Annotated in this window: 10 protein-coding genes; all 10 read left to right on the forward strand. The window is 65.0% G+C overall.

Going from position 1 to position 12,921, the window contains the following annotated elements; translation table 11 throughout:
- Window positions 1-16 precede the first annotated feature (16 nt).
- The 10 genes from APZ15_RS35025 (at window position 17) to APZ15_RS35070 (ending at window position 12,879) form a co-directional block, all read left to right on the forward strand.
- Window positions 17-1,057, forward strand: coding sequence for an LLM class flavin-dependent oxidoreductase (locus APZ15_RS35025; protein ID WP_027792789.1), 1,041 nt, complete (start codon window positions 17-19; stop codon window positions 1,055-1,057).
- A gap of 108 nt (window positions 1,058-1,165) precedes the next feature.
- Window positions 1,166-1,861, forward strand: a complete 696-nt coding sequence (locus APZ15_RS35030) for an energy transducer TonB (protein ID WP_027792788.1) — start codon at window positions 1,166-1,168, stop codon at window positions 1,859-1,861.
- A gap of 66 nt (window positions 1,862-1,927) precedes the next feature.
- Window positions 1,928-2,860, forward strand: a complete 933-nt coding sequence (locus APZ15_RS35035) for a MotA/TolQ/ExbB proton channel family protein (protein WP_027792787.1) — start codon at window positions 1,928-1,930, stop codon at window positions 2,858-2,860.
- 12 nt (window positions 2,861-2,872) lie between these two features.
- The gene (locus APZ15_RS35040) at window positions 2,873-3,295 is read left to right on the forward strand and encodes an ExbD/TolR family protein (RefSeq protein WP_027792786.1); all 423 of its coding nucleotides are present in this window, start codon (window positions 2,873-2,875) and stop codon (window positions 3,293-3,295) included.
- A 12-nt stretch (window positions 3,296-3,307) separates the two neighbouring features.
- A complete protein-coding gene (locus APZ15_RS35045) occupies window positions 3,308-3,739 on the forward strand; it encodes an ExbD/TolR family protein (protein ID WP_027792785.1) in 432 nt (143 codons plus the stop codon).
- 753 nt (window positions 3,740-4,492) lie between these two features.
- A complete protein-coding gene (locus APZ15_RS35050; protein WP_226153242.1) occupies window positions 4,493-6,877 on the forward strand; it encodes a TonB-dependent receptor plug domain-containing protein in 2,385 nt (794 codons plus the stop codon).
- A gap of 84 nt (window positions 6,878-6,961) precedes the next feature.
- Window positions 6,962-7,735, forward strand: coding sequence for a 2OG-Fe(II)-dependent halogenase WelO5 family protein (locus APZ15_RS35055; protein ID WP_027792783.1), 774 nt, complete (start codon window positions 6,962-6,964; stop codon window positions 7,733-7,735).
- Window positions 7,736-7,737: 2 nt separating this feature from the next.
- A complete protein-coding gene (locus tag APZ15_RS35060; protein ID WP_027792782.1) occupies window positions 7,738-8,448 on the forward strand; it encodes a hypothetical protein in 711 nt (236 codons plus the stop codon).
- Entirely contained in the window at window positions 8,441-9,799 is a 1,359-nt protein-coding gene (locus APZ15_RS35065) for an MFS transporter (RefSeq protein WP_027792781.1), read from the forward strand. Before APZ15_RS35060 ends, APZ15_RS35065 begins: the two co-directional genes overlap by 8 nt.
- A 362-nt stretch (window positions 9,800-10,161) precedes the next feature.
- Entirely contained in the window at window positions 10,162-12,879 is a 2,718-nt protein-coding gene (locus APZ15_RS35070) for a TonB-dependent receptor (RefSeq protein WP_027792780.1), read from the forward strand.
- The last annotated feature ends 42 nt before the right edge of the window (window positions 12,880-12,921 follow it).

Genomic DNA, 12,921 nt, shown 5'->3' on the forward strand with positions numbered 1-12,921 from the left:
GACGAAGGATACGAAAGTGAGCAACGTCCGCATTGATCACATTGCCTTCCTGACACCGGGCAATTACGCCGGTGAAGACGCGGCGGCGGGATTCGAGCAGACGCTCGAACTGTTCGGCGCGGGCGAAGCGCTCGGTTACGACAGCGCGTGGGTGCGGCAACGCCACCTCGAGCGCGCCGTCTCGTCGGCCGCCACGTTTCTCGCGGCGGCGAGCCAGCGCACGGCCCGGATCGGATTGGGCGCCGCGGTCATCCAGATGGGATACGAGAATCCATTCCGGCTGGCCGAGGATCTCGCGACCGTCGACGTGCTCTCGCGCGGGCGGCTCAATGTCGGGCTCAGCGCGGGCGCACCGAATCACGGCGCGCTGCTGGGCGAGCGGCTGTTCGACACCGATCCGGATCTCGTCGACTTCTCGCACGCGCGTGTGGCACGCCTGCGCCGCAATCTCGCCGGCGACTGGCTCGGCGACGACGACACGTTCGTCGAATCGGCCGCGGGCCGGGTGCGGCCGCGCGTGAGCCCGTTTGCGCCCGGCCTGACGGGGCGACTCTGGTACGGAGGCGGTTCCAGGCGGTCGATCGAATGGGCCGCCAGGAACGGGTTCAACCTGCTGATCGGCAATATAACCACGGGCGAGGGCACCGATAGCCATATCGACGCCCAGTTGCGGCAACTGGATCTGTATCGCGACCATTGGCATGAAGCTCACGCTCCGCGGATCGCGCTGGGGCGCGTGATCGTCCCGACCGACGGCGCGAGCGCGAAGGAGCGCGAACGCTATCGCGCGTTTGCCGACGCGCGTCATGCCCGCACGCTGGCGCCGCAGGGCGAGCGGCGCACGCTGTTCGCGCCGGATCTCGTCGGCAGCTCGGACGAGATCGTGGAGCGGCTGCTGGCCGACCCGGTGGTCGGACAGGTGCGGGAGCTGCGCCTCGAATTGCCTTACGACCTGCCGTTCGAGAACTACCGGCAGATTCTCGAGGACTTCATCACGCGTATCGCCCCGGCACTCGGGTGGCAGCCGGTTGACCGGCGCGAGCCCGCCGCGGCCTGATGCGATCGACATGACATTCCATCGAATGGCGCACGTGATTGAAGTCGGCGACGGACCGGATGCCGCCGGGCACGCCGCACCTTCGATCTCGTTGCAACTGGACCGAACATGACAACCGCTTCTCCATCCCGGCTCGCGGCAATCGGCCGCCCGCGCCGCTTCGGCAACAAGCAGACGCATCCGGTACGCCGCTTCGGCGGCATCGCGATCGCCATTGCGCTGCATCTCGTCCTGATCTGGGCGCTCGTGAACGGTCTCGCGACGCGGGTCGTCCAGATCGTCCAGCAACCGATCGAGGCACGCATCATCGCACCGGTGAAGCCGCCGCCGCCACCGCCGCCACCGAAGCCGGTCGAAAAGGTCGTGTCGAAGCCGCGGGTGACGGCGCCGCCGCCGCCGTTCGTGCCGCCGCCCGAGGTGCACGTGCAGGCCCCGCCGCAGCCGACCATCACGCACCAGGACGTGCCGGTCCAGAGCGCACCGGTGCACGAGGCGCCGCCGGCGCCGGCGCCGGTGACGGTCACGAAGCCGGTGAACCACGAGATCGGCGTGGTCTGCCCGAATTCGGACGAAGTCCGGTCGTCGATCGTCTACCCGGCGGAGGCGCAGGACAACAACATCACGGGCGATGTCACGGTCGAATTCACGGTGGACCCGGACGGCCGCGTCACGAACCTGCGGGTCGCGCAGCCGGCCGACCCGGTGCTCAATCGTGCGGCGCTCAATGCGGTCAAGCGCTTCAACTGTATCGCCCAGGGGCAATCCGTGCGTGTGCGGGTACCGTTTTCCTTCAACCTGAACTGACGGGGAAGGCAACGCGGCAGACGCCGCCTGCTTCCCGGATCGATCCGAAATAGATATGGAGTGCGTATGAGAAAGCAATTTCGGGCCGCGCTGGCGGCAAGCCTGATGATCGCCGCCGGCGTGGGCGGCACGCTGGTCGCCCCGCAATCCGTGCTTGCCCAGGAGAAGGCGGCACAGGTCGAGACAGCATCCGGCGCATCGCCGATCGTGGCGGCGCCGGCTGCGTCGAACGGATCGGAGCGCCCGGTGCCGCCGCCCGAACCCGCGACGTCGGCCACCGTCGAGAATCCGTATGGGCTGGGCGCGCTGTGGGCGAACGGCGACTTCGTCGCGCGTTTCGTACTGGGGCTGCTCGTGGTCATGTCGCTCGGCAGCTGGTACGTCATGGTCACCAAGTTCATCGAGCAGGCGCGGGCGAACGGCCGCGCGAAGTCGGCCGACGAGCAGGTCTGGAATGCGCCGACGCTGGCCGAGGGTGCCGCCCAGCTCGACGATACGTCGCCGTTTCGCTTCATCGCCGAGAACGCGATCGAGGCGGGCGAACACCACGACACCGCGCTGCTCGATTCGGTCGACCGCAATACCTGGATCGAGCTGAACATCGAGCGCTCGATCACCAGCGTGTCGAACCGACTGCAGGATGGCCTGGCGTTTCTTGGCACGGTGGGTTCCACCGCACCATTCGTCGGCCTGTTCGGCACCGTGTGGGGCATCTATCACGCGCTGACGGCCATCGGCATCGCGGGCCAGGCGTCGATCGACAAGGTTGCCGGCCCGGTGGGCGAGGCGCTGATCATGACCGCGATCGGCCTCGCGGTCGCCGTGCCGGCGGTGCTCGGCTACAACTTCCTCGTGCGCCGCAACAAGTCCGTGATGGAACGCGTGCGCGATTTCGGCGCGCAACTGCACACGGTATTGCTCGCGGGCGGCAGGCGCGCGGCGGGCCGCATCGCGACACCGGCGGCACAGGCGCCGCAGGCGCTGGCGGTTCAGTCGTAGGCGGGGCGCGTCATGGCAATCAGTGTCGGCGGTGACGACAACGACGAGGTGATCTCGGCGATCAACACGACGCCGCTCGTGGACGTGATGCTGGTGTTGCTGATCATCTTCCTCATCACGATCCCGGTGGTGACGCACACGATCCAGGTGCAGTTGCCGGCGGAGCGGGTACAGCCGCTGCAGACCCAGCCGAAAAGCATCGAGATCGCGGTGAACCGGCAGGGCGACCTTTTCTGGGGCACCGAGCATGTGAACCTTCCAACGCTGGTGTCGCGCCTGAAGGAGATTTCGACGCAGGCGCCGCAACCGGACGTCCACGTGCGCGGCGATCAGGCGACGCCGTATCGGTACATCGGCCGGGTCGTCGCGGCATGCGAGCGGGCCGGGGTCGTCAAGGTCGCCTTCATCACGCAGCCGCCCGCGCGCGGGGGCTAGGGAGTTCGAACGATGGGTATGAACGCAGGCTCCGGAGGGAGCAAGGACGATCCGGACGTGATGGTGGACATCAACACCACGCCGTTGATCGACGTGATGCTGGTGCTGCTGATCATGTTGATCATCACGATCCCGATCCAGATGCACTCGGTGAAGATGAACCTGCCGGTGGGGAACCCACCGCCGCCGCCGCATCCGCCCCAGGTGGTGCAGATCGATATCGGGGCGGACGGGGCCGTCAACTGGAACGGCGCGGCGGTGAGCGGCGGGGCCGCGCTGGACGCGAAGTTCCGCGCGGTGGCGGCCGAGGCCGACCAGGACGAGATCCGGCTGCGCCCGGACAAGTCCGCACCTTACAAGGCGGTGGCCGAAGTGCTGGCCTCGGCCCAGCGCGAAGGCGCGACGAAGATCGGCCTGATCGGCAACGAGCAGTACATGGAGTGAGCGGCTCGAAAGAACGATGGCGCGGATCGAGTCGTATCCCGCCGGGTCGCACGCGATCGCGCGATCCTCTCGGGTGCCGCTGTCCGCACAATCGCCGCACTGTCACGCAACTTCGCGCAACCCCGCGTGAATCGCATTCGCCGGCCGGGCAACTCAAATGTGTTGTCCAGGCCCGGCGCTCCCGCACGAGCAGATCATCTGCCACGCTGCAAACGGATACGCCGGGCGACTGGTCATCCATTCGCATCAAGAAACCGACGCGTTCCTCCTAAGCCGGCCACCCCCATCAGCGAAGACTGCTCGAAGCGGAGCCGGGCCGCCGGGCTGCGATCGTTCCGCCATCGCTATGATGTCGACATCGTCACGATATTTTCCAGCCCATCGGTTCGAACATGCAATGCGGCAGCTTGTCGAGCGAAATCGATATTTCACAAACGTGCGCATATTCCTTTTCATTATTCAAATCTGGCATCGTCAATATCAGTCGATTTAACCGACGCCATTTCCATTCGCCACGCAATCGCAACATTTTCTGCGTGATTGCGTAATCGTGCGCAATGTCGCTAATTGTCGGATGAATCGATAAATGAAAATGCGTATTTGTTATTTAACAAACTATTACACCAGGAGGATGATTCGTCACGCACTGATATCAAAACAAACGAGAAGCGTGACGCGAGAATGAAACGACACTTCGCGGCGCGCTGAAATGAGGGCCTTGAAGTGGTTTATCAGAGAAACGACATTGCGCGCGTGAGGATCCCCCGTTGCCGCTCGCTGGCGCTGGCCGCCTGCTGGATTACCGCCGGCAGCGCCGCGTGGGCACAGGGCACGAAGCCGGAACCGGCGCCTGCCGGCGATACCCGGGACGTCGTCGTCACCGTTCAGGACGTCGTCGTCACGACCGGCACGCGTGAAAGCGCGCGGAAGGTGCGCGATGCCGCCGCCCCGGTGGAGGTGATCAGCGGCGACGCGCTGCGGCGCACCGGGCAGGGCAACCTGCGCGACGCACTCGTCCAGCTCTCGCCGTCGATCGCGCGCCAGGCGATGCGCGGCGATGCGGGCAACCTGACCAGCGCGCTGACGCTGCACGGGCTGAGCCCCGATTACGTGCTGGTGCTCGTGAACGGCAAGCGCCGCCATTCGACCGCGAACGTGTCGCTGAACCGCGGGCCGCAGCAAGGATCGACCGGTGTCGACGTCGACCTGATCCCGGTCACGGCGATCGATCATGTCGAGATTCTCCGTGACGGCGCATCCGCGCAATACGGCTCGGATGCGATTGCCGGCGTGATCAACGTCATCCTCAAGTCGAATTACCAGGGCGGCGAGGTGTCGAACACGACCGGCCAGACCTATCACGGCGACGGCCTCGCGCAGAACAATGCGGCCACCATCGGGCTGAGGCTCGGCGATACCGGTTATGTCGACCTGAGCGCCGAATACAACCGGCAGAATCATACGGTGCGAACCGACGCCGATCCGCGAACCGGCCGGAACGACAACCTGATTCTCGGGTCGCCTTCCAGCACGCGGGAATCGGTCGCCTTCAACGCGGGTTACCTGCTCGAAGGCGGCGCGAAGCTGTACGGCTTCGGCACGTATGCGCACCGGAGCGGCGGCAGCTACCAGAATTTCCGGTTGCCGTCGGTCCTGCCCGCGCTCTATCCGAATGGCTTCACGCCGCAGGAAACGATCAGCGAAAACGACTTTTCGCTGACCGCGGGCGTGAAAGGCGACCGGCTGCTCGGCTGGGCATGGGACATCAGTTCGACCTACGGCCGAGACAACATCGGCATCGGCATGGTCAATTCGGCGAATACGAGCCTGTTCGCCGCGACCGGATCGACGCCGACCGGCTTCCGCCTGTCGACCTTCACGAACACGCAGTGGACCAACAACCTGGACCTGTCGCGTGCATTCCACCTGCCGCTGCTGCCCGCGCCGCTCAACGTGTCGGTCGGCGCCGAGCATCGCCACGAAAGCTACACGGTCGGCGCGGGCGATCCCGCGTCGACCTACGGTGCGGGCAGCCAGGCGTTGCCGGGCCTGTCGCCGCTCAGTGCGCTGTCGAAATCGCGCGAGGTGCTCGGCACCTACATCGATCTCGCCACCCGGCTCGCGCCGAACTGGCAGGTGGATCTCGCGGGGCGCTTCGAGCATTACAACGACGTCGGCAGCACGACCAACGGCAAGGTCTCGACGCGCTACGACATCACGCCGCGCATCGCGGTCCGCGGAAGCGTCGGCACCGGCTTTCGCGCGCCGTCGCTCGCGCAGCAGTACTTCACGAACCTGAACATCTCGCCGCTTTCCGCCTACGGGCAACTGGCCCCGAACTCGCAGGCCGCACGCAACCTCGGCGCGACGCCGCTCAAGCCCGAGAAGTCGACCAACTTCGATATCGGGCTCGTGCTCAACCCGCTGCCGAACCTGAACGTGACGATCGACGCGTACCAGATCAACATCCGCGACCGGATCGTGCAGGGCGGCACCTATAGCGGACAGACCGCGATCGATGCGCTGACGCAGGCCGGCATCACGTTGCCGGCGGGCTTGCCGTCGGTGACGGCGAACTATTTCACGAACGGCGTGAATACCCGCACGCGCGGCCTCGACATTCTGGCCACGTATCACAGCAACTTCGCGAGGTGGGGGAGCGTCGACTGGGATCTCGGCATCAACTTCAACACGACGAGCGTGACGAGCGTGGGCCGCGACACCAACGGCAACACGCTGTTGAACGCGCAGCAGGTCGGCTACATCACGTCGTCGACGCCGAAGAACAAGATCATCGTCGGCGGCACCTGGCACCGTGACAAATGGGCGCTCAGCCTGCACGAAACGCGTTACGGCACGACATCCGGCGAAGAGAGCTACTGGAGCGGCCCGAATGCATTTTCGACGACGCGCTTCGCGCATTTCACGAACGCGGCGCGCTACGTCACCGACGTCGAGCTGCGCTATGCGATGACACGCAAGTTCGAAATCGCGGTGGGCGCGAACAACCTGTTCAACGTGTACCCGAGCAAGCTGCCGTCCGAGAACCAGTTCCTGGGCACGCAGTACGACATCGTGTCGTCGCCGATCGGCATCAACGGCGGCTTCTATTACCTGCGCGCCCGCTACCTGCTCTGATGCGCGTGGCTCCCTTACTTCCTTCACTCCTTCACTCCTTCATTCCATCGCGCCATGAACCGACCGGCAGAGGTTGACCATGCAGTGATCGACGTCGACGAAACGTCGCTGTGCGCCGATCACATTCTCGATTTGTGCAGAGGCCATGCGCTCGCGATACGCATTCGTGCGTTCACGCCGCCGGCGGTCGTCCGGCGAGCGGAGGAGCAGCTGTTCGCTCATCCCGACCGGGGCGCGCTGGGTCACGCAGCCGAATTTACGCGGCTCGGCATCGCGTACGCGGAGGTGCGATCCGAAGAGGTGCGGCAGGCGTATCACCGGCATGCGCGTGCCAATATCGAGCGCGTTCGGACGTTGTTCGGCGAGCTGGCGTCGCCGGTCGACCGGTTCCGCACGCTGCTCGACGACGCGTGGCCCGAAGGGGCACGGCTGCTGAGTGTGGACGGGAGCAAGTGCTTCGTCGGCGTGTGCCGCTACCTGACGCCCGGCGTGGATCTCGAGCCGCACATCGACAACCTGGAATGGACGCTGCCGGCGGGCACCGGATGGTCGCTGGAGTATCAGCTGTCGGCCAACATCTATCTGCAGGTGCCGCCGCACGGCGGCGAGCTGGAACTCTGGCGCGTCGCACCCGATGCGCGCGAATACGAAGCGCTCAAGGGCGATCGCCACTACGGGATCGGCCGCGAGCAGGTGGGCGCGCCCGACCTGGTGATCAAGCCGGAGGTGGGCGACCTGATCTTCCTGAATCCGCGTTTCATCCACGCGGTTCGCCCCGTCCGGGGCACCGACCGGGTCACGTTGAGTGCCTTCGTCGGCATCAAATCCGTTACCGAACCCTTAGTTTACTGGAGCTGACCATGTACAAGGTTTCATTGCAGGCACAAGGAAAATTTCAGGCGCACGAGTACGTCGGCAAGACGGCACTGCTGCTGATCAGCGTCGGCAAGGAATATCACGAAGGCGAAAAGCTGGCGGCGACCGTCGACAAGATCAACGTGGCGGGGTTCGGGCAATGCGTGATCGGCGTGGCCGATACGCTGCAGCGCCACAACTATGCGACCGGCTCCGCGCGCAGCAACTATCAGAAAAGCCGCGACCGCGGCGACGCGTGGCTGCGGGACCACGAGGGAACCCTCGCGAAGCTGTCGATGCGGCGCGAGATCCTGCGATGGGACGACCTGCTGCGCCGAGACGACTATTCGCAGTACTACCATCTGATCACGAACGAGTACTACTCGAATCCCGAATACCGTTACGCGATCAACGACACCATCGGCGTGTTCGCGGAGCGCAACGGGCTCGTGCAGGGCACCCGCGAACACGAGGACGCGTTCTATCGCTCGCTCTTCTACATTCTCGAGGAATGCCCGATCATCATGCCGATGTGGGCGCGGGACGGTATCGATTTCATCATCTACCCGAAGCAGATGACCGCCGCGATGAGCAAGACCCGCGAGATTTTCGTGCAGAACGGGAGCGATGCCCGCGCCAACTGGCTGGCGGTCAAGTTCAAGAAAAAATCGCCGTCGCACGCAGACGAGGAAACCGAGGCACTGGCGCATGACTAATTCATCGAGCAAGGTTCGGAAATACGTCGGGCTGACCGGCATCTGTATCGCGAGCTTCCTGGGATGTATCGATCTCACGGTCGTCAACACGATTCTTCCGGCGATCGGCCGCGACTTTTCGATCCCGATCCAGACGACGCAGTGGATCACGTCCATCTTCATGGTCGCGCTGTCCGCGTTCATGGTGCCGGTTGCGACGCTGGCCGACAACCTGGGCCGCAAGAAGCTGCTGATCGTCGGCCTCGTGATCTTCGGCGCGGCTTCGTTGCTGGCCGGTGTCGCGCATCAGTTCTGGCTGCTGGTCGGGTTCCGCTTCCTGCAGGGCATCGGCTGCGCGATCCTGTATACGGTATCGGGCGCGATCGTCAGCTATACGTTCGACGAGAACGAACAGGGCAAGGCGCTGGGGATCCTGTTCGGCGCCAACGGCGTCGGGCTGGCGCTCGGCCCGATCATCGGCGGCCTGTTCGCCAGCGCGCTCGACTGGCACGACGCGTTCCTGATCAACATTCCGTTCATCGCGATCAGCCTGGCGCTCTGCGCCTGGGCGATACCGGAGTTCAAGGCGCAGGCGCGCAAGCGCATCGACGTGACGGGGTGCCTGCTGCTGGTCGTCGGCCTGACCACGCTCGTCAGCTATCTGTCCGTCGACGGCGGCGGGCTCAATCTCTGGTTGCTGCCGGTGTCGCTCGTCGCGCTGGCACTGTTCGTCTGGCATGAGTTGCGCACGCGCGACCCGATCGTCGAGTTTCATTTCTTCCGCGAACCGAGGTTCCTGTCCGCGCTGCTCGCGACGTTCTTTCTCGCGTTCTTCTACTGCATCGTGCTGCTCACCCTGCCGATCTTCTTTTCGACCCAGCTCCACAAGAGCGACATCACCATCGGGCTGTATCTGCTGCCGGCGACCATCACGTTCTCCATCGCGTCGTCCTGGATCGGCGGCCGCAGCGAACGGCTCGGCCCGTCGCGGGTGATCGTGACCGGCCTGTCGCTGTTCGTCGTCGCGTCGATTCTGCTGTCGATCGTCGCGGGGCAGCCCGACGCAGCCTGGTTCGTCGTGCCGCTGCTGCTATTCGGCATCGGCTGGGGCGCGATACTCGGGCCCTCGACGCTGGTGGCGCTGGGTGCGCTGCCGCGCGAAAAGGCGGCCGTGGCGATGGGCACGTCGTGGACCGTGCACAACGTGGGCGGCGCGAGCGGCATTGCGTTCGCCATCTTCCTGATGCGGCAGGTCGACGATTTCCGGCATGGCTATCAGACGCTGATGCTGGCGCTCGCGGCCATCATCCTCGCCGCCGGCGCGCTGTACCACGTGCTGTCGCGTGAGTCGGTAGCGGTGGCCATCGACTGATCGGCCGCCGGAGTCGCATCGCTCGCGGATCGTCGCGCGAACGGGTTCCCATCAATAGCAGGCGGATGTCCGGGCGGTTGCCGGGCATCCGTCGTCTTGCCCGACAGGCGCGCGGCCTGGCTCGCGCGGGGCGCGCTCGCGCATGCGTGCTTTCCAGGCAGCGTCGACCTGACGCCGCGGGCGATTCCCGTGCGGCGTCCATGCGATCCGGGCTGACGTGAAATCGGGCACGGTGCCCGAAACGTCGCAGACACCTCGTCGAGCCGGAACGATCTGCATTTCGAACATGAATTCGGATCTCTAAACAGATGCCGTTTCAAGAATACGCGCGGCCAGGCCGGCGATTGTGGTCGGGAAAAAAGATGAAGCAAAGCGTGGTGAGGGGGATTGCCGCAGCGTGGTTCTGCGCGTCCACGGCGGTACCAGGAGCGTCCGCATGGGCGCAGTCGCAGCCGGCACCCGGCGCGACGACGTCGACAGTGGCCGTGCCCGCGGCGCCGGCGTTGCTGGCATCGGGCGCGCACGACGCGCTGACGGTCAAGCGTTTCGAAGTGACGGGGTCGTTGATCCGCAGCGCGGACAAGGTCGGCTTCAATCAGGTCCAGACGATCACGGCGAAGGACATCGTGAACAGCGGCCATACGACGGTCGCGGACTATCTGCGCAGCGTGACGGCCAATTCATCGAGCAGCTGGGGGGACGGCTCGACCGCGACGGCCAACTTCGCGGTCGGCGGATCGGGGATCGCGTTGCGCGGGCTGAGCGAAAAATACACGCTGGTACTCATCGATGGCCAGCGCGCCGCCCCGTATGCGTACGCGGCCAACGGCACCGATCAGTTCTTCGACCTGAACACGCTGCCGCTCAACATCATCGACCGGATCGAGATCGTCAAGACGGGCGCGGTGTCGCAGTACGGCTCCGATGCCGTCGCCGGCGTCGTGAACATCATCACGAAGAAGAACTATCGGGGCCTGGAGCTGACCGGCAGCTACGGCGGCGCGACGAACGGCGGCGGCGGCGCGGGCACGACCCGGTTCGGCTTGCTGGGCGGCTTCGGCGACATCAACGCGGATCGCTTCAACGTGACGGCGGCGCTCAGCTACTACAAGAACAACGGCGTGCTCGCTTCCGACCGGAACATGACGGAGAACCAGAATTTCTCGAACTATCCCGGCGGCCTGTCCAACCAGTCGACGTCGTACTGGGCGAGGGCGAACGGCAACGTGCCGCTCGACCCCTGTGCGTATGGCGGCAAGGTCGCACCCGGCAACGCGAATTCCCAATCGTTCGGCGCAGGCGGCACGATCTGCCAGCGCAACACGGCAGGCGCGTCGTCGCTCTCGCCGTGGACCGAGCGCCTGAGCGCGAAGCTGCACGGCGAGTTCAGGATCGACGACGCGATGCAGGCGTTCGCCGATCTGTGGGAGAGCAACAACACGACGGTCGCGAACCGGGGCGTCGGCCGCCTGACGACCAGCACGCAGACCTTCGATCCGGCGACGGGCAGCGTTGCGCTGGTATCGAACGTCGTGCCGGCCGGTAATCCCTACAATCCGTTCGGCGTGCCGACGCAGTTGCGCTATGCGTTTCCGGCGTCGCAGTCGGTGCATGTCAGTTCGAACTACTGGCGCGCCGCGACGGGCGTGAAGGGAACGTTCGCGGTGCCGTCCGCGGGCGACTGGGACTGGAGCGCGTCGTATGCGCATTCGCAGGACACGGTCTCGCAGAACTATTCGAACCAGATGAGCGCCGTCGCGCTGACGAACATCATCCGGAACGGCACGTTCGATTTCTCCAATCCGTCCGCGACGCCGAACGGACTGAACGGCCTTTACCAGAGCACGTCGAACCAGGCGATCACGAAGCTCGACGTGCTGGATGCGACGCTGTCGAGCCCGAACCTGTTCAGGCTGCCGACGGGCAACGTGGGCCTCGGGCTCGGCGCGCAGTTCATGCATCAGAGCCAGTACATCGGCACGGGAGCGGGCTGGGCGAGCGGCCAGCTGACGTCGCCGTCGATCCAGTCCGTCGACGGCGAGCGCAATGTCGCGGCCGTCTACTATCAGCTCGACATTCCGCTGCTGAAGACACTGACGTTCAGCCAGTCGGGCCGCTACGATCACTACAGCGACTTCGGCGGCGCGTTTTCGCCGCGGTTCGCGCTGCGTTTTCAGCCGGTGCGGGAACTCACGTTGTACGGTTCGTACAACCGGGGCTTCCGTGCGCCGACGCTGATCGAGAACACGTCGTCGCGGACGTTCGGCTCGCAGGGCGTGGTGGACGCGCGAGATCCGAACAATCCGGGTTCGTACAACATCGTCGAGGAAATTCGCGCGGGCAATCGCGGCCTGCAGCCCGAGCGCACGAAGAACTATAACGTCGGCTTCCAGTTTTCGCCGACACGTACGACCGATATCGGTTTCGACTGGTACAAGATTCACATCGATAACGTGATCGGCACGGACGACGTGCAGGTCGTGGTCAATCAGAACGATCCGTCTCAGGTGGTTCGCAATGCCAACGGCAGCATCGCCTATGTCACGCTGCCGTATCGCAATCTGTCGTCGCTGGACACCGACGGTTTCGAGGCCACGTTCCGCCAGACGGTCGCGACGAAAATCGGTACCTTCACGTTGTCCGGCGATTGGGCGTACATGTGGCACTTCAAGATGCCGGTTGGCGGCGTGGAAAGGGATTACGCCGGCAACAACGGCGCACTTCACCAGCCGTTCGGCGGCAGTTCGCCGCGCTGGAAAGGGAACACCGACCTGAGCTGGAACCATCACCAGTGGAATGCGACCCTGAGCTGGCTCTATGTCGGCCCGTACGCGCAGGCCATTCTCGCGCCGGGCACGTACCCCGGCATGGCGGATGGCGTTGCGTCGTACAGCCAGTTCAACCTGATGATCGGCTACACGGGATTCAAGCACTGGACGCTGTACGCGGGGATCGACAACCTCTTCAATCGCAAGCCGCCGTTCGATCCGGTATGGATGGCGGGGCCGACCGGCTACGATTCGTCGCTCTATACGTATGTCGGGCGATTCGCGCAGGTGGGGGCGACGTACCGGTTCTGAGGGCCGTCGCCTTCGCCGTCGAATGGCAACCGCTGATGGTCA

Source organism: Burkholderia cepacia ATCC 25416 (assembly GCF_001411495.1).
GTDB lineage: Bacteria > Pseudomonadota > Gammaproteobacteria > Burkholderiales > Burkholderiaceae > Burkholderia > Burkholderia cepacia.